The sequence below is a fragment of the Candidatus Koribacter versatilis Ellin345 genome (assembly GCF_000014005.1).
GTDB classification, from domain to species: Bacteria; Acidobacteriota; Terriglobia; order Terriglobales; family Acidobacteriaceae; genus Korobacter; species Korobacter versatilis_A.
Window position 1 is genome coordinate 3,752,310 of sequence record NC_008009.1, and the last position, 24,841, is coordinate 3,777,150.

A 24,841-nucleotide genomic window follows, 5' to 3' on the forward strand; every position below is an offset into this window, starting at 1 on the left:
TCCTACTGAATTAACCGCACCAGAATTGCCTTCGGAATAATCTTTTCCGTGCTGGCGGCGTTGAACACGAAGAGCAGGTTTTTGGAAGTACTCAAGTCTTCCGCCGCCGTGCTCGTGATCGGCGTGCCGATCGCCGTGCCGCCGACGAACACTTGATCTCCCATCACCCACTGCGCATTCTGCACGCCGCTGTTATTGCAAAAACGAAGAGCAAAACGGGTTTGCGTGTTGGCGGTGGAGTTCGTGGACGTCGTGGTAAAGGTGGTGCTTCCGAGCGTCCACTTGTAGCTCACCGACCCGGACGAAGACACTGAGTGATAGAGATAAACTTCCGCTTGCACGCACTTCCCTGCCGGGATCACACCCAACGCGGCGGTGTAGACCGTCTGATCGCCGGCGTTGCCGATGATCTCAGCGAGCGCGCCAGCCTGATAAAGCACATTCGTCTGCCCACTTGGAAGCGAGGTCCACGCGCCCGTTCCACCATCCACGTAGTAACCGGAGGTCGGACTGCCGGTACCAATCTGCGACGTGGTAGCCGTCCCGCTAATATCACTGAAGGCTGGTTGAGCCTGGCTCAAAACGCCCGTAGATGAAAGCGCCGTGACATACTGATGCGTTGTTGCGGTCTTCGGCACCACGGCCGTGGAATCCACATCTGGCATGTAGAAGTTGCGATTTGCTGTCAGGCTCGCGAGGTTGAAGTTCACATAGTAGGAACCTGACACGAGATGGAAGGCGCCGGCACCGGTCAGAATGCCGTTTACCGTAACCCCGCATTCATACGTGTAAACGACGTTTGTATTGTCATAGCTGGCAAAACAAACATTGGTCGCTAGACTCGGCCTTACCCATCCCGACGACGGCTCATCCGGAAACCACATGCGCGCTGCCGAAGTTGAGCGAAAGATGCCACGGCTTGCAGTCGCCGAGTGACTAACGTTGCGCTGCACACTGGGGCCGATGAAACCTCCGCCAACGGCGCCAATCCATTCGTCGAAATTACCCGAGGTGGTGTTGAAGAACCTGACGCCATCAATGGTGAGGTTTTGTATAAGCGAAGAACCATCAAAGGAAGCCTGAGCCCAGGCGGTATTCACCGATCCTGCGGCGCTCGCACTCCCCGGCGAGCAACCAACACTCATAGTGAAATGCGTGTTGTCCGCCACGGTTGCGACCGTTCCCACCTGGTTATAGTCCGAAGGTGAACCGGATGAGCCCGATAGATAGATAGAGTCTCCCACGGCCATGGTGTGGGTAGAAGACGTTACCCCGGTGAGCACGTTCGTCGCACAGGACAGAGAACTCAGAGTCCAGGTGACGGGTGACTGCGCGCTGTTGTTTCCCTCAAAACGCAGGCCTTTAAGCGCCAGGCGGGAAACGCTGCTGCTGGAATCGGCGACGGCCTTTACACCTTCCTTCGTGTTGTACTCAATATCGCCACCCCAGAAGTTCGTGTCCTGCGCTTGCGTCATATAGACGCCGATCTGGTTCAGGTTCGCTCGCAGCGAATAAAAATCGTTGTTCGTATTGATTTGGCTCGTTCCAACGCCATCGAGCCACACGCCGTACTTATTACCCTTCGACCATACCGACCGGAACTGAACAATCTCGCAAGCGACGCAGTGCACTCCCGCGCCGGTCGAAAAGCCCGTGATGAGCACGTTGTCGAAAACGCCGCTTGCCGACTTCACCGATCCACTGCTGTTGCCTATCAGGACGCCGTCCGCACCGGAGATCGCTCCTCCCGTGGTGGTAATTGTCCCGCTGCAGCTCGAGGCCGCGCCTGACGCTGGCAGGCTAAGCGTCCACGAGGTGGGCGCCGCTGTGTAGCTCGCGCCCAAGGCCACGATCACGAGGTTGCCGCTGACGGTGCCACTCGATACGGCGACCGTAGCCTTTCCGCCGCTCCCGCCGCCGTTCGAGGACGTCGCCAGGCAGTTGCCAGTACCAGTAGCGCTGCCGCCGCTAGCATAGGCAAACGTGCCGGAGATCCCGTTGCTCGAACCGGTACCGTCGATCGCGACGTCGCGGATCACGAACTTGTTGGTGGTGGCCGACACGCTTGCCGGGTTAATCGAGATCGGCGCACTGCCGCCGCTGGTGTAATGGAGGACCGCGCCCGTGCCGGCGACGCCATCGCCGCCCGGCGCGATGCCCTCGATTGTGAAACTGCTGCCGAGATTGCAACCCGTGAGCAGGTAGTGACCGGGGCCGAAGACGTAGCGCTTATTCACCGTCGCGCTGCACTGCGCGTCGGCGCCCGTCCAAGGGAACATCGAGTTTCCTACCCCTCCGGTAGAAGCAAGCCACATTTGCGCGCTCACGCTCGGGCCGGCCGGGCAAACGTCGGCCTGCTCGTACGTCTGGCCGGTCGAGGGATCGGTGATCTGCAGCTTGACGCAGCTCTTGGCGTAGAAGTGGTAGTTGCCTTGGCCATCGGCCGAGAATTGCCCTGCGCCATTCACGCTGATCGCCGAGGCATACGCGGAGTCGCTGTAGACGGTCACCGTGGGCGAGCACGGCGTGCCAGTGGCCGACGTGGAGCAAGGGCGCACAAGCGCGCCGGGGATCGGAGTGAGGAAACCGTTCGAGCTCCTCATCGCGATATCGTCCTTGCGGCCTGCCTGGCCGAAGCCCAGCGCGGCCAGCGCCACCACCACTGCAAACGTCTGCACGAATCTTCCGCCGATCGGTCTCATGCTCTGCGTCTCCTCCGCTCCTCGGTCTCAAATACCGCCCGCTTTACTGCTTTCTCTTCCGTGGCGCGGAGCTGGATGGCAAGCTGCTCCGCAAAACCGACCTGCGCGCCGCGTGCGTCTACAGCAATGTGGTTGTGCACCGTGAGCGCGGAACTGTCACTCATGCCGGACATCGGCACGACATGGCCGCCGACGTCGGGCACCCACAGCTCCGGGCCCTGGTCGCCGACTACACCCATGTCGCCGGCATCCATGTGGCCACCCGAGGCGAAGAACGGCGTAATGCCCACGTCCCCCAGCGAGCCAACATCGCCACCGCCGGTGGGACTGCCGCCCGGCGTGGAAGCAACTCCACCCACGGCGCCGCCGATCCAGCCGAGCACCTTCTGCATCACGTACACGGCCAGCATCTTGGCCAGGATCTGGTTCATCACGTCGAGGAAAGCCTTGCCGAAGTCCTCGAGGGCGTTGATCCACTTGCCGTTCTCGACGTCGCTGAGGAAGCTCTCGAAGCCGCGCTCGAAGGCCTGTCGCGCCAGGTCGCCCATCAGCGAGGCGTGCTTACCGAGATCGTCGAGCTTCTTCTGGAACTTATCGGCGTTCGTAATCAGCGCGGGATTGCCGGATGCTTCAGCGAGCGCCTGGTATTGCTGGATCAGTCCGGTGAGCTGACCGGCGGCGCGCCCGTTGAGCTCCTGGACCTTCGTCTGCCCGTCGATCTGGTTGATTGTGCCGTTTGAAATCGCCTCGTTTACAGCCGCGACTTTCTCTTCGAGGTCGGCATACACGGTGTCAATCTGCTTGGCGAGGTTCTCGGCCTTCGCCGCGGCGATCGCCATCTGCTTAGCCTGGTCGAGCTCGGTAGTGTCTTTGCCGGCCGCCTGCAGGATGCGCCGTTTTTCGTCGTACTCTTTGTTGATCGCCGCGATCGCAACTTCCGCGGAGTGGTCCTTCGCCTCGTCAATCTGCGCCTGGATGGCCAGCACCTGGTAACCGAAGTCGCGTTCGGCCTTGATCTGCGACGTCGCCTGCGAGCTGACCAGCGCGCCGCGCTCGTTCATCTTGGCGATGACCTGGTTCTGGATCTGCACCAGCTGCGCTTCGGCCTGGACCTGCTCGGGCGAGCCCTTCTTCGCGGCGTCCACAACCTTCTGCTGCGCGGCCAGTTCCTGCGAGAGCGCATAGATCTCGTTATCGACGGCGCCGATCGTGATGTCGTAACGCTGCTTGTAGTAATCGCCGAGCGTGACGAGCCCCTGCTCGCGTTCGAGCTCGAGCGCCGCGAGTTGGTCCTTGGCTTCGCCCTGCGCGATCGCAACATCCTGCGCGGCATACGCCTTGCGCAATTCCTGCTGGGCTTTGAGCAGCTTTTCGGTGTTATCCGGCGCAGTAACCGTAAGACTTGGCTTTTTTGTGGGGAAAGCCTTATCCAGGTTTGCTATTGCGGCATCGACATCCGAACCGAGGCCTCCAAGAAAGCCCGATAGCAAACCCTTCGGCGCCGCATCGAGGAGTTTGAAAAAATCGGACGTTTCTGTTTTGAGCGCCGCGAGGCCTTGATCGAATTGTTGTGCGGCCGCTTCGGCTCCAAAAAACTCGGCCGTAATCTTCGAAATTTCAAGGCTTGCTTCGGCGATGGCGAGACCGTATCCGGCCACATCGCGGATCGTATCTTTGAAAAACGCTCCACCCTCATGCCCAAGGAACTTACCGAACGACGCAGAGAAGGAATCCGTGTTGCCAGTGGCATATTTGAAAGCGTCAGCGAGAGGCCCGAGCTCCTGAGTGAGCGCAGCGACGAATTGAACTTTGAAACCCTCGGCCTCCATTTGCAGCTTTACGGTCTCATCGTGAAACCGAATCACAGCATCTAGAGCGTCACCGCCAAGAACGTCCCCGAACTTCGTCGCTTCGGCCGCGGCCTCCGAAATCGCCTGTTTGCCCTTATCCAAAAAGGAGATCATCGCATCGCCGCCGCGACCAAATGCCTGCACAGCAAGAGCCGATTTCCCCGCACCGTCCGCATAATCCTTGAAACGCTCAGAGATATCGAGAAGGACGTCGGTCACCGGGCGGAGCTTCCCACTGGCATCGGTCGCACTGACGCCAAGGTCCTTAAAGAGCTGTAATGCCTTTGCGTTCCCTGCACCGGCTTCCGCCATGTTCGTTGATAACTTCTTCAGCGAGATTGCAAGCGTCTCGGTGGGAATATCGCTCTGCTCGGCCGCGCCTTTCAGTGCCATAAATTCCGAAGCCGCGGTACCACTCTGCTGCGAGAGGCGACCTAGCGCGGCTACCGAATCGGCGGTCTCGGCAACAAAATCACCAAATTCTTTCGCCCATTCCGCGATCTGCATCGCGCCAAAAGCTTCTCCAACTCCCAAGGTCGCGTCCTCAATCGACGCCAGCCCTTCCTTTACATCCGCGATCGCAGCGCCAGCCTGGTTTACGCCCTGGATGATTACCTTGACGTTGTTATCCATTGCACAGCTCCGGAAGGGGGTGTAAGCTCGTTGACCTCAAAAGGAGCACGACATGCCGACGTTCATCTGCGAGCGATGCGGGCACGAGGGCCCCCGCGTAACGCGAAGCCGAGCCAATTTGATTGTTGTCGCGACCCTGCTGTCGCTCCCCATGAGCTCCGCGATCGCAGCGGCATTTCTCTATCGCGGAGTCGCTACGATGTTGCAAAACGGCGCCGCGCTTGGCTCCCAAGCCATTAACGAAGCCACGCAAAATGCCTTCTTCACGCTCGCCGTCACGCCGATTGCCGCCATTCCACTTCTCGCTTATGGCTTGTTCGTTTTGTTTACACTCAGGAGCGGTTGCAGCTCCTGCGGAAGTCGCGCTCTCATTCCCCTTGGCAGCCCAGTCGGCCGAAGAATGACTGCGGCTTCGCGTCAGGCCGACGAGCTCGGAGCTGCGCGCGCCGAGGTCCGCAGTTTGATGGGCCGCTGACGTCATCGCTTCCCTCGCTTCTTCTTCGAACTGCGTTCCCGCAATCGATTTATCAGCGCCTCCGCGTCCGCCTCACTCATCTGCGAAGCCTTGCGCCAAGCCGCGGACGGTTTTTTAAATCCGATGAGCTCATCCCCGGTAATCGGAGTTTCACGTACTCTCCCGAAGTGATTCAATATTTGAGCGACCAAGGCCCCATGGAAACGCCGAGTCTCGATCGCGCCTTCGGTCATCAGCGAGACCTGGTAAGGAGTGAGGGTCATGATCGACCTCACGTCCATCGCCAGTAGACCGGACGCCCTCATAATTATTCGCGCCCATTCTTTGGGGGTTTGAGGCCACGCTTTTTTTTTGACTTTTTTCCGGACGTGTCTTTCTCCGGGCCAGCCGACGCCGAAGCTTTTAAGCGCGCGACCTTCCCAAGGAGTTCCGCTATATCCATGCCGTCAAGCAAATCGCCGACACGCAGGATCGTCCAGTTCGGATCCTTCAACCGCCTGTTGACGTCGGACGCCATCCCGGCCCACAGTTGCAGACGAAGCGAGCCCAAGGGGTTCTCCATTGCGGCGCCGAATTTTTCCTTGCCGCTTTGAAGATAGACATCTCCGATCAACACCTGAGCGTTGAAGTCGAACTTGCAACGGCGAACAACGCCGTCATTCAGCGTTATCAACTCTTCGGCTAATATCCGGTTTGAACCTTCCACGACGGTCACCGTCCTCGCCCTTTCTGGAACTGCGCGATGGAACGAGCAGGTTTCCCCGGCCCTTGGAATTGACGCATTTCACGAACGCGGTTCAATGCCTCACCAAGCGCAGCGGCGGCGGCGGGCTTGGCTGGGTAACGACATAACGCCACCGCGCATTGAATTTCCAGGAGGTTCCGGATATCGCTGACGACATCCGTTACCGTCTCCGTATTGGTAAGGTCCACTCGAACTCCGCCGATCTCCACAATTCTGTGGCCTACGACCTTAGGTTTCGCCATTTCCCAAGCCTTTCTCTAGCGCCGCGGACAGCTTTTCAAGGGACTCAGCGAAGGACTTCAGGGCGTCGTCCAACCGCTGAATTTCCTTTTTCAGCTCATTCAGTTCATCCATTTGTTTACTCACTCGCGTTTCTTCCAAAAATCGGGCAGGACGATTGCTCATCCTGCCCAGCGTCGTCGTCCCTTACTGCGTCGAGAAGACCAATGCGCCCTTGCCTGCGATCTTGATCTTGGTGGTACGAAGAGCGGTGTTGGGCTGGGCTTCCTGCCAGCTCGTGATGATGCCGTCGCCCGCACGCCGCGGTTTGCCGCTCGATGTTCCGGCAGGATCGAAATGGAACTTAAGCGTGCTTTTGCCGGTGACCGCCGCGATCAATGCGGCCTGGCCGGCATCGGCGTCCACGGAAAGCACGGTGGCGTCGGCGGTCCACTTCTGACTGCCGGCGACAGGGTCATAGGCTCCAGCAGAATCATGGCTGCGCCCGTCGAGTTCGTCGGTATCCACCGAAAGCGTCACATCCGTGAGTTCGAGGAGCTTAGGGTAGGTACTTCCCCCATCGCTGCTGGCATAAGCGAGCCCGTTATATCCAGGCGTTGATTGGGTTGACATTTTCAGGACCTCCGTCCGAATTTGAAGTGGTACTGCTGCTGCGAGGACCTTGCGGCCCTGAAAACTTAGGAACCCCGCTTGACCGCCCCGACCGTGATGCTGCTCGAGATCGAGAAGTTCAAATACACCTGGCCGATATCGGCGCCGGACTGCTGATTGAAGAGCGCCGGCGAGAGCTTGGGGAAACTGGCGATCGCACCGTTGGCGATGACCAGCGCGATGTCGCCGGTGCGGCCATGCTCGCAAGGGACACTCACCGCGGTGACGGTGACGGAGCTGCCGTTGGCGTTCTTGACGATGATCTCGGTGCGGCCATCGTTGGGAAAGATCATGTTGTTGGAAGAATCGGAGGCGCTCAGCGTCACTGCGGCCGCCGTGTTGTCCGGAATGGTTTGCACTGCGATTGCGGTTCGTGACATCTGGCTCTCCTTCGTACTTTCAAAATCTCCGGGGCGTTTCCGGGATCCGCCCGCTACCGCCCCTGAGCACTGCTCTCTTTAGGGGTTATCCCTGCCTGCAAACGTCTGCAGGACGAAACTTATCCGCCGTGACCGCCGCCACCGCTGGTGGGCTGCGGATTGCCCTCGGTCTCGGGGTTCACCGACGGCGCCGGCGGCTCACCGGGCGTGGGCTCTTCCGCCGCCTTCTGGCGATCGGCTTCCGCCTTCGCTTCGAACGCGGCTTTCTCGGCCTCGAGCACGGCTTCCGTCTTGGCGATGCCCTTGGCAATCAGTTCCTCGGCCAGCGCCTTCTCGACGTGGTAGAAGTGCTGGGCACGGAAGGCCAGCTCGCCGACCTCGGCACTGGCATGGGTGTAGGACTGCAGGAAGAACAGGCGCAGATAGTTCATGCTTGGCTGCCTTTCGCGCTCGGATCATCGAGCTCGGTAATGAAATGCACATCGAAATCAACCGCGGCAACGCAGCGGTCCTCATATGAAGCCTCGGTCTCCCAAAGGATCGAGGTGTCGTAGATCTGCTTGAGCAACACACCAAGCGCGTTATCGTCCGAACTCGCTGCAGCTCGCAAGGTAGTCACCACGAACTGATAGAGCGGATCAATGAGCGAGTCCGCCGGCGAAACACCTTCGGCAATCAGGAGCACGCGCACCGTGCGAATACGACGGCCGGTGGCATTGCTTTCGAGCGTCTGCGCCTCTTTTTGCGAGTAGAGGAAGATGCCCGGCAACTGTCCGATCGCAACCGGATCGACCTGGCCGCGGATGGCAGTGCAGGGCTTGTCGCCAGGCGCATTGAGCGCCGCGACCATCTGCACCACGATCTGTTCGCCAATCGACACGGACATTTAAGTCACCTTCGCTAAGCGCGCGACGCTCACCAGGCCGTCGCTTTCTTTGTCCACCGAACGGACGCGATACGTTCCGCCGGCGATCTTGAGAACTTCGTTGGGCGCGAGGTCCGGAACCGCGTTGCTCGCAAAGCGGATCTGTGGCTTTCCCATAACCTGCTGAACTTCCCCGCCAACCGAGAACGGCTCGATCACTTCCGGCATATCGAAGTGGGCCTTGAACTTCGTGAGGTTCGCGCGCTGCACCGTGGATCCGTCCTGGAAAAACACATCGAGATCCTGCGAGCCGAAAGGCCCCGAATCCGTCGCGCTTCCGCCAGGAAGAGTGGGCATTACGCGCTCACCTTCCCGGTCGCCATGGCCACCGCAGCGATCAACTCATCCTTGGGCATGCGCTCTTTCAGTTCGAGCCCGAACTGCTCTTTGGCGAACGCGCAGATCTCCGGCTTGGTCATGGCCTCGAGCTTCACGAAGGGATCTTCGGCCAACTGCTCGGCCTGGACTTCAGGAACTTCCGGCGCGATATCGGCGACGGCCAGCTCAGCCTTGCCGGCCGCGCGCAAAAGCCAATACTCGTCCGCAGTAACCGTGACCACTTGGCCGCGTTCAACCCGTCCATGGGGCTGGCACACGGTATCCGCGAGGATCTTCGCGCGCACCGCCTGGCCTCCAACGGGATGTGTCGGGTGACTCGTCAATGCCATGACTGCGAACTCCGAGTGAAATTCCCGGCGGCACAGGCCGCCGGGTTTCTTGCCTAGTTGCCGAACGCGAGAACGGCTGCGTTCTCGAGGGTATCGACCGAGCCGGCGCTGAGGTCCGGCGTGAACTTCACGCGGAGATAGCGCTTGGCAGGGCCGAGATTGAGCGGGATCGCGAGCACACCGCGTTGCGTGGTGCCACCACCGCCGCCCGTGTCCTGAAGGGTGGACGTGGCCGAAGCCAACGTGGCCGCTCCGGACATGTCGGAGGCGTCGCTGTGCTCGATGGTGTAGGCATACGACAATGTCGCTGCCGCCGCGAGCACAGCCTTGTACTCGATCACCGCGGTAGCCGATTGCGGATACCCATAGGTAGCGCGATCGATGATCTGGCCGGTGACCTGCGTGGCGTCGCCGGTACCACCGGCGGTCGCAGTTGCGTGGTCGCTCGCGCGTGCAAAGCTGACCACATCGGAAATTGGACTTCTTGCTGCTAACGTCATCTTCGTCTCCTGAAGGCTTTAAGGTTTCAGTTGCCGGGGCCTTGCGGCCCCGGGTCCACACCAGCGCCGGCCAACAATTACGAGGTCGGGTTGATGTCGTTGATGACGACGAAGGCCTGCGCATAGCGCACCGCGATATCGACCAGCATGGAACCGGTCAACACGACGTTGCCCTTGCCCGCCTGGGTGTACGGATCAGCGATGATCTCGAGTGCGCCCCACTCGCCGAGGATGAGCTGGGCCCAGTCGCCGACGATCATGGTGTGGAGGTTCGTACCGCTGCCCTTGGATGTGTTCGAGGGCAACTGGTTCGAAGACATCGCCGGGTAACCCGCGACCGTGTCGTCGCTGTGCCAGATGGGCAGCGAGATGGTGTTGGAGAGCTCGGCGGTGTTGCGCAACTTCTTCTTGACACCTGGCGTGGTGGCGATGCCCGGGGCGATTAACGGGATGCTGCTCTCCTCGAGATCTTCCTGCGCCTTGGTGATGATGGAGTACGTGATAGCGCCGCCATCGGTGGCGATCGCCTCGGTGCCGACGCCGCTCTGGTTCACGATGCCCTTCGGCTGGTTCGAGGTGCCGCTGCCGACGAGCGCCGCGAGATCCACGCCCAACGCGAAGATGTTGGCCAGGTCCTCACGCACGAACTGCTCGGCGTCGATCGAGGACTGGATGATGAACTGACGGCTGTAAGCCGTCTGCGCCATCGCCTGCTTCGGCGAGAGCGTGACGCTGCCGGTGGTCTGATCGGTGGCGGTCACCGCGCTGCCCGGGTTCTCACCGGTCCAGTAGAGAGTCGCCGCAGCCGTTTGCTTGGGGAGCTGCAGGTTGCCCTGGAGATCGCCGAGCTTGCGGGCGCCCATCTTCATCACCACCAGGCGATTGCGCAGCAGGTCAATGAATTCGTCAGGCCGGATCGTGGTCTGCACGAAGTTGGTGCCCGGCGAAGATCCGCTATTGAGCACAGCCTTGGGATCGAGGCCCGGCACCGTCGCCCGCAGGTTCGTGGGGATATAGATGCCGCTCGTTTCGCGGTTCAGCTTCTTGGCGATGGTGTCGCTGACTTCGCGCTCGAAACTGGCATCCGTGTCGCTGCCGAGCTTCTCGTCGCGCTTCTGCGCCAGCACCATGCTGCGGACCGCACGCAGGATGGAATACTGCCTCTGCTCGCGATCGTTGAGATCCACCTGGGCACCCGGCGCGGGGATGTTGACCGGCTTCGCGCCCTTCTTCTGAAGGTCAACGATCTCTTCCGAAACCGCATCGATCGTCTTGCCCTCGCGGAGCCAGCCGCTGAGCTTGTCAGTCATGCTTGCGTGGCGGGCGAGTGCAGTGATGCCCTTGACGCGCTGCTCTTCCGACGCAATTGCGACGTCGCGGAGAACGTTGATTTCAGCGGCGCCTGCCGCCGGAGTTGGTGCAGTGGCCATGGTGGCCTCCTCTGTGATTTCGGCTGACGCCGGTTTTTCGGCCACCGAAGCAGCCGGAACTGATACAGGAACTTGTGCGCTGGCGCTCTTCGCAGGACGGCCGCCAAGCAGCGCAGCGATGGTCTGGTCGAGGGTGGCAATGCGGTCCACCATGCCGAGCTGGAGCGCATCCTGCGCGCTGACGACGCGACCTTCACCAAAGCTATTGCGGACCGTCGCGGCAGTGACGGCGCGGCCGCGGGCAACGCCCTGCACGAATGCGCCGTAATACTGATCGACCATGTTCTGCATGGCCGCCCGAGCCTCGTCGCTGAGTGGCTGGGAACTCGCGCCTTCGACCTTGTACTTGCCGGCGCTGATGAGAGTTTCCTTGACGCCCTGCATATCGAGCGCTTTCGAGAGATCTTCATGCGCGACAAACACGCCGATGGACCCCGCCTGACCACTGGGTGTGACAACGACTTCGCCGGCAGAAGCGGCAAGCCAGTAAGCAGCGCTGGCAGCGCGCGGCGCGACCTGCGCGACAATCTTCTTTTTCCCGCGGCCGGCATAGATCTCGTCCGCGAGCTCGGCAATGCCGAAGACGCTGCCGCCAGGGGAATCCACGTCGAAGACGATGGCCGAAATATCAGGATTGGAAAGCGCAGAGCGGAAGGTTTGCGTCAACGCATCGATGCCAGTGCCGCCACCGCTCGAGGCGCGCTCAAACTGCGAAGCCTTGGGGCCGATGACGCCATAGATCGGGATGACCATGACCGCGCCCGAGGTAACCGGCGAAGCCTTGGGCGAACGCCCTTCGGCCGTGACGGCATACGGTTCACGATCGGTGCGCAGCTCGCCAACCCGCGAGAGAATCTCTTCTTCGCCCAACTCATGACCGGCGGCGCGGAAGGCCAGCACCGAGGTGATGGACTTGAGCGTCTCGGGAAGGATGGCCCAAGGAGAACTCAGGACCTCGGCAAGCACATGCTGGTATTTAAGCTCGTATTTCACTGGTTCTCGCCCTCCTCATCTCCATCCTTGACCGGCACAGGCGGTGCACTTGGATCGGGTGTAACGGCGGGCAAACCATCCGCGCTCTTGGTGACCGCAAAATTCAGGATCACGCCCTTCTTCTCCGCATAGTCGTCCTCGATCGCGATCTGGTCGATGACGTCGCGCCAATCCTCACCCTGCGCGGCACAGAGCTTGGCGAGCGTGGTTTGGCCGCTGCCGCGCGCTTCCTTGCCGGCCTGCACGTCCTTCAGTGGATCCACCCAGGTCCAGCCGCGACCGACCCAGCGCAGATTCTCGGGATCCACGTACTCATCTATGCCGGCGGCGGGCAGCGCGAGTTGCTTGCGCGGGATCGCCGCTGGCACCCAGGCCTCGTATACGGGCTGATTGAGGTGGTCCTTTGCAAACGTCTGCAGGGTGCGATACATCTCGCGCTCTTCGAGGACCGCCTGGCGGATGGAAGAGAAATTGACTTCGCGCAGATCGCCCGCGAGCGACGGATAGCTGATATCGAGGCCCACCGCCATACCGCGCACCATAGCCTTGACGAACTCAGGGAAAGCAGCGTTGGGATGCTGCGGAGTGAAGGGCTTGAAATCAACGCCTTCCGGCAACTGTTCGAAAAGACCCGGCTCCATGGACACTTCGACGGAACCATCGTCCTTATTTTTCCGGCCGGTATATTCCTCACCGGTTTTCGAGACGAAGAAACCGCCCTGGCAGGCACCGACGCGCGCTGACGTGAGCTCAGCCTCTTCATATCCGCCCAGCATGTTCATGCGGCTCATGGCGGTCACGAGCCAGGGCACACCGCGCGTCTGGTTGCCGCGGCGGAACATGTGGATATGGATCATGTCGGAAGCGGGAATCGCAGTGCGCTTGACGTGCCCTTCCGCCGGGTGGCCATCGAGCACCCAGTAGGCGATCGGGCGCAGCCATTCGTTTACCTCGATGCCCATGCGGACTTCGTTCTGCACGGTGCCGCGCGCGGAATCGACCTTGCGAGGACGATTGAACTGCACGTCCACCTGGTCAGGGTCGATGAACTGAAGCGTGAAACCAAAATCGTTGTCGGGGAAGCCGACGATCTTGCGCAAGAAGACTTCGCCATCGACGATCAACGACTCCCACACCAGGTTCTGCACATCGACCCAGGAGAGCTTGCCGTCGGCCGTGGGATTGCCTTTGCGACACCATTTGCGCCAGCCGCGCTCGAGCTCGTCATTCACCTGCTCGGCGAGTTCATCCTGGTCGGCCTGCAATTGCGCCTCGAGCTGGATCCCATTGGGGCCGACCGCGTTGCGCTTGACGAGGTTCACGAAGCGCATTGCGTAGTCGTTGTTGTTGTGGAGCTGGCGGCAACGGGCACGCAAGCGCTTGAGGGAGTTGCGGACTTCCTGGTCGCTGGAAAGTAGCGTGCCGATCCAGTCGGCATTGAGGCGCGAGAGTCCGGCGCCGGCATAGGACGGATACCCGGTGGTGCTCGCCTTCAACGGCTCCGACTTCGCAGGAGCAGGAGGCGCAGGCACGCGGTTATCGAACAGCGTTTGCAGGGCCGAGGCCCGCGGTGCTTCCGGCGTCGTGAAAAGCGTCTCGATTCGCATTACGCGCTATTCCCCGGGAAGTTCTTCCACATCCGCACAAGGACGGGGTTGCTGGCATCACCGAAGGAAACCTTCACCTGGTTGCTGGCAGGCGGCAGTTCGCCAGACTCGATCTGTTCACGGCGGTACCGCGAGGAGAGATAGCCTTCGAGGTTAACGAGCTCCTGCGGAGAGAGGAGCTGCAGCTCGCGGCCGTTAATCATGTACTGCTTTTCGACGCGGCCCGCGCGGCCTTGCAGCACCGCGCGAACGTTGTCGAGGGAGATCTTGACCCAGCCGCGGTTCTCGAGGCCGGCAGTTTCTCCGGCGATATCGAGAAGCACTTCGACCTGGCCGCGATCGAGTTCGGTGCGATTGTTGCTCGCATCGAAAACACACATGGACCACGCATAGATCCCGGGAGGAAGCGCCGAGGTATCCGTGCCGGCCGCAGTGACCTTGAAGGAATTCCCGCTGGCCGTGGCAACTAGATCGAGTGTTCCGGGGCCGCGGAAGAAATACTTGAGCGTATAGGTGACCGGATCGTAATCAGAAAGATCGAGAGTCCAGCTCCAGGAATCCCCGGCGATCAGTTGCGGTCCGAATGGCTGGTCGATCTGCATCATTTCGAGCGCGTTTTAGCAGTTGGGAGGTTATGAAAGCAAAAAAACATTTTTGCGGTGGAATGTTTTTGCCACTTTCAGCCGCACCGGACGCGGGTTTTAGAAATTTCACAGTCACGGGAACTTTTCGGACTACTTTGCGGAAACTCACCCTAAAATTCTTCGCTGCGTGGATTGCGCGGAGAAATGGCCATTAATCACATGGCGGCGCGGGAAGGTGGCAGCGTTACAAATGCGCGAAGCTTTTTTGGTGGGGAAAAGCGTCCTAGAGCCAACTAGAGCGCTTGACCTTGACCCTTGGCGTGAACGATTCAGAAGGAGGCGCTACAACAGGCGGAGGCGCGAGGGCGGCCGTGAGCGTCTCGGCGAGCTTTTCGGCTGTCGCTGCAGTCGCTTCCGCGCGATCGACGGGCTCGGGAGGCGTGGAAGGCGGGAGCTCGGTGGAGATGAGCGGCAACTGGTTCTCTTTCGCGCCCGCATCTTCCAGTTTCTTCGCGTCGAGCAGCAACTGCTCGCGCAGGCGATCGAGGAGCTTATCGGGCTGCTCGCTCAGCGACAGGAACGCGGCGTAGTTGTACACCCGAAGATCGAGAGCCTCGTTGCGAGCGCCGGGCTGCTTCTTCCAGCGCTTCCGTGGAAAACCGTGCTCGTAGTAGCTCTCAAGAGTTTCGGCGGTGAGCTGATCGAAGTACTCGGGCGTGTTGTGCGCGGTGGTGAAGTGCATGTACGCCGGCCCAGGCGCGGTGACCATGAGGTTGGCATAGATCGTCTTTTTGATTTGACCGACGCCGACCTGGTAGAGCCACACGTTGCTGCGATCGATGTGCTTCTTCTTCGCCAGCGGGACGTGATTGAACTCCGACGAGCCCTTCGAGGCAAACACCCAGCGATAGGCGCGCGGCTTGGTGAAGTTGTAGACCTCGGGGGCGTCGAAGCCGGAATCGACGAAGGTGGCCGCGATCGGCAGCATGGACCCGCGATGGTGCTGCAGCTCCATCTGGAGAATTTGATCGAGGCGCAGCCATACGGCTTCGTTCTTGGGATCTCCGGGAACGTTGCCAACATAGATCGACCAACTTTCGCGCTTGTGACCCCATCCGACGATTTCGAACTCAAGGCGATCGACCTGCACGTCCACGGAGCAGGTAAGGACGGTGACACTATCCGGCAGGAGCGAGACCTGGACAAGCTTCGATTGGCTGGCGGGCGCGCCTTCTTCGCGCTGCTCGCGGAGTATTTCGTAGGTCTCACGGCGATCGACCAAGCGATTACGATCGGGCTTTTCGTCCTTTACCTCCCAGGTCTCAGCGAGATCGAGATTGACGAAAGGCTTGAGCGCCTCGCGGTCTTCCGTGGTACGCGCGTTCAGACGCTTGAACTTGGCTGCGAGTTCCCACCAGGCCACGAAGGGCGAATACATCTTGTTGATCCAATAGCCGCGGATTTTGCGCTCGGGATGCTCGTGGATCCAGCGGCCGGCGGCGAGCATGGCAGGTTTATCGGCCTCGGTGAGCACAACGCCGCAGTGTTCGCACGGAAGATACGTATTCTCGATGGTGGGCTCTTCTCCCTTCGGCCACTTGAGGCCCCGGAAGGAAAGGAGCATGAGTTCACCGCAGCTCGTGCATGGCACCCAGTACTTCCCTTTCGAGCTGATCTCATAGCGGCCTTCGATCCGCGACTCACCCTTATTGGTGCAGGTAGAAGCCAGGACGCGCTTGCGGTTCCAGAAAGTTTCAGCACGGGAGATGACAATCTCGATGGGATCGCCTTCGTCGCCGGCGCTGGGCGGGTTGCCGTCGATTTCGTCGCAGATGAGCAGACGGGCTCGACGGCGCCGCAGGCCTGACGCCGAGTTGGCACCGATCGCGGAGAGATACCCGCCGGGAAACTTTTTAAAGAGCCCGCGGTTCGATGATTTGCGCGAGCCTTCAGTGAAACGGCGCGACAACTCGGGCGAGTCGCGAAGTAGTGGATCGAGTGTATCGACCGACCAATCACGCGCGACTTCTTTGGTCGGCCACATCCAGATGATTGGGCATGGATCTTCGCAGATGAAATAGGCCGCGATGTTCTCCTGCGAAGTGGACTTGCCCATCTGCGCGGCGGTCCAGAAGACAACCTCTTCGACGTCGGGATCCTTAATGGCATCCTGCATCTCGCGCGCATAGGGCGTGACCTCGCAACGATAGAGGCCGGCACTGACCGAACTCTCGGTACTGAGAATGCGATGACGCTCTGCCCACTCGGTGATGGTGAGCGCCGGTGCAGGCCGGAAGACCTGTGCGGCCTCCTGGAAGACGGCGAGGACGGGATCCTGTGTGGCGATGATTGGAGCAGAGGTCATAGAATATTCCGCATGCCTCGCCGCTCCTGTGTGCAGAAACCCACGCCGACCTGGACTTGCCCGCACTGCCAATGCAACATCACCGCAGCCGAACTTCGGCGACTGGATAACGACACGCTGCAATGCCCGCACTGCAAGCTACCGTTCCCGGCGCCGAAGCCGAACCGCCCGCAGACGACTTCCTGAACGTATTCCGGCATCATCCGAACAGGCTTTCTTGTGCAGACGTTTGCACCGGCGCGCCGCCGTCGCTATGGGGAATGTCGAAGAGACCGAGCGCGCCCTTGAACGGAAACGGAGTGATGGGGTGGACGTCGCGGAGCACGATGCCGCACTCGCCGACGAACCAGGGGCTGTCGCTCTTGCGCACGCAATCGGCGATCTCCGCCTGGCCGATGACGTGACCGCCGTAGCGCTTCATATCGGCGAGGGTCACGTCGGCCAGCAACATCCTTCCGGACCGCCGCATCATTGCCATTGCGCCCTGCAGGTCGGCCCATGCCTCATGCGGTTCATGCCACTTGCTGGCGTGAATGAGCACGGGGCCGCGATAGGAGCAGTACCAGTCACGGTTCTCGATGTCTTTGCCACCGTGTAGAATGAACCACCACCAGGGGCACCGGATGCTGAGCGCCTTCATGATCTGCCTCGCTTCGGATTTAACTCCACCATGCCACCAGGCAATCCCTTACCCGGTTTCGAACCATGTGAATGGCGGTGTGTAAGCACTTCATCCGGCTGCCATGCCGCCAGGCGGAAGTGTGTGCAGCTTTCGTGAACAGTGCAGCGCTTATCGCAACGCTTCTGGTCATGCCTCGACCGCGGGCATCCGCACACACAGAGATCGTCGCGGTCAGCCACGTTTGGCCGCCTCTTCTTCGGCCTTGTAAATCGCCAGCACAGCGTTGTAACCACCGCGATACCACTCTTCGAGCTGATGGAGGCGGCGCACAAACGCCGAGGCCTCCACTGCCTCAGCCCGAGAGCCACGAATCCTTCGGCATCGAACATCGAACCACCCGGAGTGGATCCGTGCGAGGATGCAGCGGAGAGCGCGGAGCGTCTTCTTCCGCTCATAACGTTCATTGGCCATCGGTCGCCTTCTTCTCGCGCTGCGCTGTGATGACGCCGATCGTCATCTGAATCGCAGCCTTGCGCGCATCTTCCAGCCATTGGAAACTTTCCTCGCCCCAAAGAAGCCGGTCCTTCGACACAACGCAGATCCGGTACCGCGTGGCGGCCGTGGACTTTTGGCCAACCTGCGAGCTGTCTTCGACGCCAGCAGTCCAGCCCTCGCCCACGTACATGAGCCAGCGCCACTCGCCGGCGGGGCCGCGATTGGTTTGCCACTCCAGGCGGGGCCTCACGGCCGAGAACCGCTCATAGCGCGACAGCCGAAACCACAAGAACGCCAGCGCGTAGCGGTGCCAGTTGCGAGCATCGGGATCTCCCTTCATCGCGCACCCTTTTTCCACTTGTCCTGGCGATCGAGCTCGTCGCAGAAATCGAGGCGAAGGTTACGACGCTCCTGCATCAGCGCGAACTTCGCTTCTTCGAGCACCTCTTTGTCGCCGCCGTTATCGAGCAACCAATCAATCGCGGACGTGACCTTAACCAATCCGTCTTTGTTCGTCTCGAGGCGGTTGACCACGCGCCTCAGTTCCTTGGTCCAAGTCTGGCGGCTCACAGTGCGGCCTCCATCCCTTGAACTTGGGGCGCCGGCGGGGGCACGAGGTGGGGATCGTGGAACTCCGCCGGCTGGGGCGCGGCCGAAATGGCTTCCGCCATTCCAAGGGGATCAGCCGCGAGCTGGGCAAAGACAAGATCGATTTCATCGCGAAGGACCTGCTCGACTTCCGCCGGCACAGTGAGGCGGGCGAGACGTTGCGCCAGGGCGCGCGGGAGCTGGCGGAACTTTTCCTTGATGTTCGCGTTCTTCTTTTGCTCGGCATCGCGGACTCCTGCGACCGGAAGCCACATGCCAGCGTTCTTTTCGTACTCGAGCTGTTGGTTCTTGGCCTTGAACTCCAACTCCTTCGCTTTCCAGTGGGCCTGCGTTCCAGTGGCACTCTGTGCCTTCGGCGGCTTCGCTTCCTTCGGCTTCGCGGCCTTCGTCGCTGCATTCTTGGCAGGCTTCTTTGCCGCGGCTTTCTTTGCCTGCGCCTTCGCGGAGATCTCAACGCGGCCCGCGGCCTTCATGGCGCGAACCGCCTGACGCTCGTCTACCTGGCGACCGTGCTTCTCGATGTGCCCCTGCGTGACGAGCTTGTTCACGTACTGCGGAGTCACTCCGAAGCGCCGCGCGATCGACTTTTGCGTGACGAGGGCCATCTACGTGTTCCGGTTCTTCCGTTTCTCGAGCTCGAGGCCCTGGTACTTCGGAACGCGCAGCACATATTCCACGCGCTCGACAACGCCTTCGCAGTGGGTGCAGGCAATCTGCAGGATGCGGGTCGCGTCGGTGCGCACAACCTCGACTTCCTGCAGAACGGGGTATTCACAGAAACGGCAGATCAACGGGGTCTCCTTCGTGCAGACGTCTGCGCGGCCTTCGCTGCCTTGCGCCGCTCTTGCTTCGCCTCGCGCTGGCGCTGGAAGTACTCGGGGTCGGTGCAAGTGGTGGCGTGCGGCTGATAGCCTTCGGCGTTCACCGCGACGCGGCCGGATTTATCGGGCTTGGTGTAGAGGTGAATGGGCTGCCCACAGCCTGGGACGCCGCATCGAAAGAAACTGTGCCAGCGATAGCCTGCCGCGCGCAGCTCGCTCTCGGTCTGGTAGGACCATCCGCCGCGCACCGGAGCAAACTTACGCACTCGCGTGGCGTTGAGCTCGAGATGGCGAAGCGTGGAACGGAAGGCTTGCTGAAATTGAGGGTCGTCGATACCGCCAGCAAGCGAGCGACGCTGCCAGATCGTGAGTGCCGAGGTGTCCGTCGCACAGAACGCCGAGCGCGATCGCTTCGCGCCCTGGCACGCCGGACAAACCGTGCCCTCGAACACTCTGCGCAGTTCGTCGATCGTGAGCACGCTGCCGCGCCGAGCGAGATCCTTCGCATCGTCGTGGCGTCCGAATTGGCTGTCGCTGCTCATAGAAATCAACCTGAAATCAACCGACTTTTTACTGCTGTCGCTACACCTTCCCGGCCACTCGCGCGTTACCCGCAGCCGGCACCCGTCGGGGAGTACCTTGACCCCCACGACGATGGTCCACCGCTGCAGTTCCAGCCGCGAGACGAACTCGGAACGCCCGTGCCGCATCCGGGTCAGCGGCCTTGAGTGCAGCCATGACGTCGAGCCATTCGCCACCGCTGAGCTCGCGGCCCTTGCACGACTCGCACAGCGCACAGCACACGACGATGTTGGCCATGCGATAGCCTCGCTTGTCGCGCTCAGGCGGCACGTCGAACGTGATGGCGAACGCATCCAGCCCGAACAGATCGACGCAGTAGCAACACGGCTTCTGCATGGCATGCAGCGTGGCCAGTCGCAGATCGACGGCGCCAAAGTCCACGGCATACCCCTGCCGCTTCGCTTCCGATCGAATGCAATCGAATGCCTTGGTCACGTCGGCGATGAACACCCGCCGCGCCTTGGCTTCGCGACGTCCGCCGAGCGTGAATCGCTGCTCCGCGTACAGCGTCCAGGTAAGGCGCTCGATACCGGTCAATGCCAATTGCTCGGTTGGAGTCATGGCCTCACGTCTTTCGCCGCGTTCATCCACTGCGCATAGATCTCCGGATACTCGCGCTGCATCCGCTGCATGTCCTGATCGTCGGGATACCAGCTCAGCAGTACGGCATAGCCGTGGGCCTGCGCCACATGCTGGATCGTGAACATTCGCTCGCGGATCCGGGCGGCCAGCTTCGTCGATCGCGGCATGGTGACCATCAGGCTCTTGCCATCGGTCATGACGTGCAGCAGGAAGAGCGGGCGAATCAGGTCCTGCCACAAGTCCTCGCCGAGCTGGACGCGCAACGCGCTCTTGATTTCCATCCAGCCCGCCAGCGCTTTCGCCATCCGACTCGACGCCGCGCCGTTGCCGTTGGGGTTGGTTTGGCTGTTGCCGTTGCTCGAAACGCTTCCGCCATCGGCGTGATGTTCCAGTTCCTCTTTTCCCTTTGCTTTTGTTCCAGTTCCAGTTCCCGAGCGACTTTCTTTGTTTTCAATCTCGTAGCCGGAAACCTTGCTACCCTTCTGCAACCCTTCTGCTACCCTTTCGGGTGGTTTTTGCGACCCTTCTGCTACCCTTTCCGGGCTGTTTTGCGACCCTTCTGCCACCCTTTCTGCGGGCGAAAAAAGGGTGGCACCATGCGACCCTTTTCCTGAAGCAAGCTCTGTCAGCTTCTTCGCCAGTAGGTCGCGCCGATCGAGCCCGAGCAACAGGTACTTGGTGAGCATCTTCCGGCCCTGTCGTTCTGGCTTCACTCGAAGCACGGTGCAATGACGCTCGAGGTAATCGAGCGAGCGACGGATCGTGTCCTCGCTGCACAGGCACTGCTCGGCCAGCCGCGGCAGCGACGGCCAGGAATCTTGGCTGCGTGGATTGTGGTGGTTCGCCAGGATCAACAGCAGCAGCTTGTGCGCCTGTGATAGCTCCGCGCCGTCTTCACATCGCTGCAGGTTGAGCGCGTAGGCTGAGGCTTCGAGTGACACTAGGCCCGCTCCTTCCAAACCGCGGCAATGGCGTGCGTCAATCTCACGAACTCGACGTTCTTCTTTTCGAGTTCCGGGCCTTTCAGTTCGAGCATCTCCTGGAAGACGAAGCTGCGCTGCTGCACCAGTTCGCGCTCCTGGTCGGCGCGACGGATAATTTCGAGAGGCGCGCTCATCGCACATCCCCATTCGAATGGAGTTCGAGCTTGCGTGGCTGGGCGGGCTTTGTGCGCGAGAACTCAACAAACAGCGCGGTGCAGTAGTGGTCACCCACAAACTTCGCGATGTTCGGCGTCTCACGCAACGCGCGCTTGAGCTGGAAATAAAGGTAGGTGACGCCCTTCGTTCGCTCGCAGCCGATCTCCTCGACGATGGAATCGGTCATGGTGTAGATCGCGGGCTTCGAGTCTTTAGTGTCGAAGAACTTGGCATCCACCTGGGCGATGCCGCTCTTCAGCCGCACGCTCGCCACTTCCTTTTCGAGCGTCTCGCATTGCTCGAAGGCGTTGCGGATCTTCACATCGCACAGCAGCGCGATGTCCGCGTTCATCTGGACGGAAAACACCAGCGTCACCACGCGATGGCTTTCTTCGAGCTTGTACCGCGGTATCGCCAGGAAGAGCTCGACGCGGCGTACACCGCCAGCCTCAGGCTCCATAAATCGAAGTCGTTCCACCTTCTAGCCTCCCATCGCTCGCCGCGCCTCTCCCAAAGCGCTGCCAGCGCACCTACTCCACGTCGTACTCGTACAACACAGCGGCCTTGCGACGCCCGAGCGACTCAGCGCACAACTGCATCTCTGAGTTGTCCACATGCGTCGCGCCGCTTATCAGCAACCGACCATCCCGCTTGGCGATCTCGACGAGAGCAGCCCACAGTCGCCGATACACGCCCTGCTGCCGACACTTCCAATCCACAAACCCAAACCACACCCAAAGGCCAGCCTTCGCCTTGCGCTCGGTATCGCCAAAGAGCAACACGCCCACAAGACGGCCCTCATAACGCGCACAGATGGCGGAGCAACCCATCAGCTCTTCAGCACTAAGCCCTTCGCTCATACCTCGCCGCGTCATCTCGGCGATCGCATCGTGCACAAAGTTGAAACAGCCCGCCTCACGCGCGTCTAAGTGCTCCGAGACAGTCACAGGCAAAGGATCCATGCTCTCCCTCACTTGCTGGCCGTTCGCACGGCCTGCTTAAACGCTTCATCCCAACGCCCGCGCCACACGCGGCTCACCACGTCGAGCACGTTGTGCACGAACTGGTAGCGGGCCTTCACCGTGGCGCGCGGCACCAGGACGTACATCGGCGTAATCTGCGCATATTGCGGACCGGCCTTCACCTGCCGCTCGCCCGTTGCTTTGTCTTTCCGGCTCGAGCGCCGCGCCTGCTTGACCTTCCGAATGAACATCACGCCAACCCGGCCACCGTTCGTCCACTCGATCCATGCGCCGTTCGCCATCAGCGCCGAAGGCATATCACTCGTGGCAATTAGGGCCCGTTGCGATCGCCGCGCCCCGCCGACGATCGGGATCGCCAGGTACTTGCCGAAAGGCAGCTTCGTGCCGCCTTCCTCCTGGAGCTGCATGAACTTGTCAATGTCTTCCACCACCGAAAACAAGTTCTGCTTCGTCGCCGCGGTCACCCGCACGCCCTTCTTCAGGAACGAAGGCTGGCGCAAGGTGAACTTCGCCGGCAGCACGTCGCTCTGCACGACTTTCTGCGCATCCTGCGCCACGCGGGTCAACGTGAGCGCAGTGGCAAACGGGATCTGGTTTTCAGCCACATCCCGCAGCTCGCCCTGCACCTGCTCCAGCCCTTCGAGTTTGACCGCGACGATTGCCATCTACTTCCTCGGTGCAGGCTTGTCAGGGCCTGCGTCGACAACAGCCAAGTTCACCGGGGTCTCATCGAGCGCTTGGAGTCTGTCCTCGTCAAACCACCGGCTTTCGACAAAATCGCCAACTCCTTCCTCCACACCTCGCGGAGGCGGATCGTTGGGGTTGAAACCCTTGCAAGGAGGCTGCACAAGCGCTTGCTTGCAGCCCGTTATGTACTCTGCGCGTCCAGTGACTGCGCCACTGAACCCGGTGATCTGATCTCGGACAAAAGTGCCCAACTTTGCTTCCATGACCGACTCCTCTTTAGCTCTGCAGAACGTGCGCGATCGCGGCCAGCTTCTGGCCCACAGTGAAGCGCCCGAACGCCTTATCCAGCCATTCCGGCGCAACCGACAACGTGAGCGTGAGATTCGGCGATCCCAACTCTGCCCCCCCATCCGGCGCTGCAATCGATTTCGGCTTCGGTGTCCAACCGGGTTTACGACCCGGCTTCTTGCGCTCGACGACAGCGGACGCGGCAGTCGTTTCTTCACCGACCGCATTCTTGTGGCACTTAGCGCACAGTTCGAACTTGTAGCCGGGCGAATCCGCCCGCAGGCCCTTCCCGCACTTCACGCAGCTTGCTTTTGGTTTTGGCATCGTTTTCTCCTCTCGACTTTTCACAGCTTGGGCCGAAGGACTGGCGTTCCGGACCGTAATCACCTCAACATCGCTGCCGATCGCGGCGCCATCCACCGGGGCAAATTCCACCGTGCGAACTGGGTGCTCGATCAATCCCGCACCATTGCCTTTCGCGCGCCATGTCAGCTCGAGCACGTTGTCGCCGATCTCTATGGCCACCGAGATCCCGCACGGCTTGCACAAGGGCTGCTCATCGATCGAACCGAGTGCCTTCACCGCCCCCGTCCTTCGACCCAGCAGCGCTCGCAGTTGTTCTGCTGGCTCATGCTGTCGCCTCGCTTCCTGCAAACGTCTGCACGCTGCGCACCGGCTTCAACGCCAGGGTTTCGGTCTCCGGGGCAAACACCAGCGCCTTGAATAGCACTTCATCCACGCGCTTGAGCGAGTACAGGTCGGTGCGCAGGCGAATCACAGCCATCACCGAGATCTCCGCGATCCGCCCGGTCTCGAAGTCGCGATGCAGAACGCCCGTGCGGATCCAGCGCGCCACCGTGTCCTGCGAAACTCCGAACAGGCGCCCGACGTCGTGCGCGGTGTAGCCATCGGTGATCCGCCGCGAGAGGTGCAGGCGGTCCGCCATGGCCTCCACGGCCGAACGGGCGCGTTTCAGCTTCCGCGCGATCCGCGTCAGGCTCCATTGCCCCAGGTACTCACGAAGGAGCTCGAAGTCCTGCTGCGCCCACGGATGCCGGGTGTCATTGGTCAGGCCAAGCTGCTGCGCCCGGTACTTCACCGTGCCGCGCGGGAATCCGATCCGCGCGACCGCATCCTTCAGCGCCCGCTTGAGCTGGCGCCGGTTGCCGCTGCCAGTGGCATAGGCATTACGCAGGATGTCTTCTTTGTCCGGCGTCCACACATACAGCCGACGCGCCTTGCCGGCGACGGCGTTCCGGCAGCGCATACAAAGGCCGCACTTCGG

At 61.0% G+C, this 24,841-nt stretch carries 33 protein-coding genes; 2 read left to right on the plus strand and 31 right to left on the minus strand.

The annotated features are described in order from the left end of the window. Positions 1-2: 2 nt before the first annotated feature. Both ACID345_RS16310 and ACID345_RS16315 read right to left on the minus strand, forming a co-directional pair. Entirely contained in the window at positions 3-2,702 is a 2,700-nt protein-coding gene (locus ACID345_RS16310) for a hypothetical protein (RefSeq protein ID WP_011523960.1), read from the minus strand. Then, entirely contained in the window at positions 2,699-5,185 is a 2,487-nt protein-coding gene (locus tag ACID345_RS16315; protein WP_011523961.1) for a phage tail tape measure protein, read from the minus strand. The genes ACID345_RS16310 and ACID345_RS16315 overlap by 4 nt, the downstream gene beginning before the upstream one ends. A 52-nt stretch (positions 5,186-5,237) precedes the next feature. On the opposite strand from ACID345_RS16315, the gene ACID345_RS16320 reads away from it, so the two are divergent. Further along, positions 5,238-5,660: a hypothetical protein gene (locus tag ACID345_RS16320; protein WP_041855790.1), complete on the plus strand. Its 423-nt coding sequence runs from the start codon at positions 5,238-5,240 to the stop codon at positions 5,658-5,660. 307 nt (positions 5,661-5,967) lie between these two features. Here ACID345_RS16320 and ACID345_RS16330 read toward each other — a convergent pair whose 3' ends face one another. From ACID345_RS16330 to ACID345_RS16390, 14 genes are all read right to left on the minus strand, one after another. Then, on the minus strand, positions 5,968-6,375 hold the full coding sequence (locus ACID345_RS16330; RefSeq protein WP_011523964.1) for a hypothetical protein: 408 nt from the start codon (positions 6,373-6,375) through the stop codon (positions 5,968-5,970). Continuing rightward, positions 6,372-6,647, minus strand: coding sequence for a hypothetical protein (locus ACID345_RS16335; protein ID WP_011523965.1), 276 nt, complete (start codon positions 6,645-6,647; stop codon positions 6,372-6,374). Before ACID345_RS16335 ends, ACID345_RS16330 begins: the two co-directional genes overlap by 4 nt. Beyond that, positions 6,634-6,759: a hypothetical protein gene (locus tag ACID345_RS27385; RefSeq protein WP_266189936.1), complete on the minus strand. Its 126-nt coding sequence runs from the start codon at positions 6,757-6,759 to the stop codon at positions 6,634-6,636. Before ACID345_RS27385 ends, ACID345_RS16335 begins: the two co-directional genes overlap by 14 nt. A 72-nt stretch (positions 6,760-6,831) precedes the next feature. Then, a complete protein-coding gene (locus ACID345_RS16340) occupies positions 6,832-7,257 on the minus strand; it encodes a phage tail tube protein (RefSeq protein WP_011523966.1) in 426 nt (141 codons plus the stop codon). A 65-nt stretch (positions 7,258-7,322) separates the two neighbouring features. Beyond that, positions 7,323-7,676 carry a hypothetical protein gene (locus tag ACID345_RS16345; protein ID WP_011523967.1) on the minus strand — a complete coding sequence of 118 codons (354 nt, stop codon included), beginning with the start codon at positions 7,674-7,676 and terminating at the stop codon, positions 7,323-7,325. Between the two features lie 119 nt (positions 7,677-7,795). Beyond that, a complete protein-coding gene (locus ACID345_RS16350) occupies positions 7,796-8,107 on the minus strand; it encodes a hypothetical protein (protein WP_011523968.1) in 312 nt (103 codons plus the stop codon). Then, complete coding sequence (locus ACID345_RS16355; RefSeq protein ID WP_011523969.1) at positions 8,104-8,562, minus strand: hypothetical protein; 459 nt, start codon at positions 8,560-8,562, stop codon at positions 8,104-8,106. Before ACID345_RS16355 ends, ACID345_RS16350 begins: the two co-directional genes overlap by 4 nt. Continuing rightward, entirely contained in the window at positions 8,563-8,898 is a 336-nt protein-coding gene (locus ACID345_RS16360) for a head-tail joining protein (protein ID WP_011523970.1), read from the minus strand. Then, positions 8,898-9,269, minus strand: a complete 372-nt coding sequence (locus tag ACID345_RS16365) for a hypothetical protein (protein ID WP_011523971.1) — start codon at positions 9,267-9,269, stop codon at positions 8,898-8,900. The genes ACID345_RS16360 and ACID345_RS16365 overlap by 1 nt, the downstream gene beginning before the upstream one ends. Before the next feature lie 53 nt (positions 9,270-9,322). Next, the gene (locus ACID345_RS16370) at positions 9,323-9,769 is read right to left on the minus strand and encodes a hypothetical protein (protein WP_011523972.1); all 447 of its coding nucleotides are present in this window, start codon (positions 9,767-9,769) and stop codon (positions 9,323-9,325) included. Between the two features lie 77 nt (positions 9,770-9,846). Continuing rightward, complete coding sequence (locus ACID345_RS25680; RefSeq protein ID WP_011523973.1) at positions 9,847-12,192, minus strand: phage major capsid protein; 2,346 nt, start codon at positions 12,190-12,192, stop codon at positions 9,847-9,849. After that, positions 12,189-13,799: a phage portal protein gene (locus ACID345_RS16380; protein ID WP_011523974.1), complete on the minus strand. Its 1,611-nt coding sequence runs from the start codon at positions 13,797-13,799 to the stop codon at positions 12,189-12,191. Before ACID345_RS16380 ends, ACID345_RS25680 begins: the two co-directional genes overlap by 4 nt. After that, positions 13,799-14,404, minus strand: coding sequence for a hypothetical protein (locus tag ACID345_RS25685; protein ID WP_011523975.1), 606 nt, complete (start codon positions 14,402-14,404; stop codon positions 13,799-13,801). Before ACID345_RS25685 ends, ACID345_RS16380 begins: the two co-directional genes overlap by 1 nt. Before the next feature lie 262 nt (positions 14,405-14,666). After that, entirely contained in the window at positions 14,667-16,748 is a 2,082-nt protein-coding gene (locus ACID345_RS16390; protein WP_011523976.1) for a phage terminase large subunit family protein, read from the minus strand. 12 nt (positions 16,749-16,760) lie between these two features. Here ACID345_RS16390 and ACID345_RS27240 point away from each other — a divergent pair, with 12 nt between their 5' ends. Further along, positions 16,761-16,934, plus strand: coding sequence for a hypothetical protein (locus ACID345_RS27240; protein WP_228370660.1), 174 nt, complete (start codon positions 16,761-16,763; stop codon positions 16,932-16,934). A gap of 13 nt (positions 16,935-16,947) precedes the next feature. Here the strand turns inward: ACID345_RS27240 and ACID345_RS16395 are convergent, their stop codons facing one another. The 15 genes from ACID345_RS16395 to ACID345_RS16465 form a co-directional block, all read right to left on the minus strand. Then, positions 16,948-17,388 (minus strand): ASCH domain-containing protein, encoded by a 441-nt coding sequence (locus ACID345_RS16395; RefSeq protein ID WP_011523977.1) that lies wholly within the window; start codon positions 17,386-17,388, stop codon positions 16,948-16,950. A 213-nt stretch (positions 17,389-17,601) separates the two neighbouring features. Further along, on the minus strand, positions 17,602-17,841 hold the full coding sequence (locus tag ACID345_RS16400; RefSeq protein WP_011523978.1) for a hypothetical protein: 240 nt from the start codon (positions 17,839-17,841) through the stop codon (positions 17,602-17,604). Continuing rightward, positions 17,831-18,205, minus strand: a complete 375-nt coding sequence (locus tag ACID345_RS16405) for a hypothetical protein (protein WP_011523979.1) — start codon at positions 18,203-18,205, stop codon at positions 17,831-17,833. Before ACID345_RS16405 ends, ACID345_RS16400 begins: the two co-directional genes overlap by 11 nt. After that, on the minus strand, positions 18,202-18,435 hold the full coding sequence (locus ACID345_RS16410) for a hypothetical protein (RefSeq protein ID WP_011523980.1): 234 nt from the start codon (positions 18,433-18,435) through the stop codon (positions 18,202-18,204). Before ACID345_RS16410 ends, ACID345_RS16405 begins: the two co-directional genes overlap by 4 nt. Further along, positions 18,432-19,079, minus strand: a complete 648-nt coding sequence (locus ACID345_RS16415) for a MarR family transcriptional regulator (RefSeq protein ID WP_011523981.1) — start codon at positions 19,077-19,079, stop codon at positions 18,432-18,434. Before ACID345_RS16415 ends, ACID345_RS16410 begins: the two co-directional genes overlap by 4 nt. Next, positions 19,080-19,265, minus strand: coding sequence for a hypothetical protein (locus ACID345_RS16420; RefSeq protein ID WP_041855791.1), 186 nt, complete (start codon positions 19,263-19,265; stop codon positions 19,080-19,082). It lies immediately after the preceding gene. Continuing rightward, positions 19,262-19,837, minus strand: a complete 576-nt coding sequence (locus ACID345_RS16425; RefSeq protein WP_011523982.1) for a hypothetical protein — start codon at positions 19,835-19,837, stop codon at positions 19,262-19,264. The genes ACID345_RS16420 and ACID345_RS16425 overlap by 4 nt, the downstream gene beginning before the upstream one ends. Before the next feature lie 40 nt (positions 19,838-19,877). After that, positions 19,878-20,438, minus strand: a complete 561-nt coding sequence (locus tag ACID345_RS16430) for a hypothetical protein (protein ID WP_041855792.1) — start codon at positions 20,436-20,438, stop codon at positions 19,878-19,880. Next, complete coding sequence (locus ACID345_RS16435) at positions 20,435-21,400, minus strand: helix-turn-helix domain-containing protein (protein WP_011523984.1); 966 nt, start codon at positions 21,398-21,400, stop codon at positions 20,435-20,437. Before ACID345_RS16435 ends, ACID345_RS16430 begins: the two co-directional genes overlap by 4 nt. After that, positions 21,400-21,576, minus strand: coding sequence for a hypothetical protein (locus tag ACID345_RS26985; protein WP_187148838.1), 177 nt, complete (start codon positions 21,574-21,576; stop codon positions 21,400-21,402). The genes ACID345_RS16435 and ACID345_RS26985 overlap by 1 nt, the downstream gene beginning before the upstream one ends. Next, positions 21,573-22,076 carry a hypothetical protein gene (locus tag ACID345_RS16440; RefSeq protein WP_011523985.1) on the minus strand — a complete coding sequence of 168 codons (504 nt, stop codon included), beginning with the start codon at positions 22,074-22,076 and terminating at the stop codon, positions 21,573-21,575. The genes ACID345_RS26985 and ACID345_RS16440 overlap by 4 nt, the downstream gene beginning before the upstream one ends. A gap of 52 nt (positions 22,077-22,128) precedes the next feature. Further along, positions 22,129-22,560 (minus strand): GNAT family N-acetyltransferase, encoded by a 432-nt coding sequence (locus tag ACID345_RS16445; protein ID WP_011523986.1) that lies wholly within the window; start codon positions 22,558-22,560, stop codon positions 22,129-22,131. An 8-nt stretch (positions 22,561-22,568) separates the two neighbouring features. After that, positions 22,569-23,246 carry a hypothetical protein gene (locus tag ACID345_RS16450; protein WP_011523987.1) on the minus strand — a complete coding sequence of 226 codons (678 nt, stop codon included), beginning with the start codon at positions 23,244-23,246 and terminating at the stop codon, positions 22,569-22,571. Positions 23,247-23,544: 298 nt separating this feature from the next. Beyond that, positions 23,545-24,138, minus strand: coding sequence for a hypothetical protein (locus ACID345_RS16460; protein ID WP_041855796.1), 594 nt, complete (start codon positions 24,136-24,138; stop codon positions 23,545-23,547). A gap of 46 nt (positions 24,139-24,184) precedes the next feature. After that, positions 24,185-24,823, minus strand: coding sequence for a hypothetical protein (locus ACID345_RS16465; RefSeq protein WP_148210140.1), 639 nt, complete (start codon positions 24,821-24,823; stop codon positions 24,185-24,187). Between the last annotated feature and the right edge of the window lie 18 nt (positions 24,824-24,841).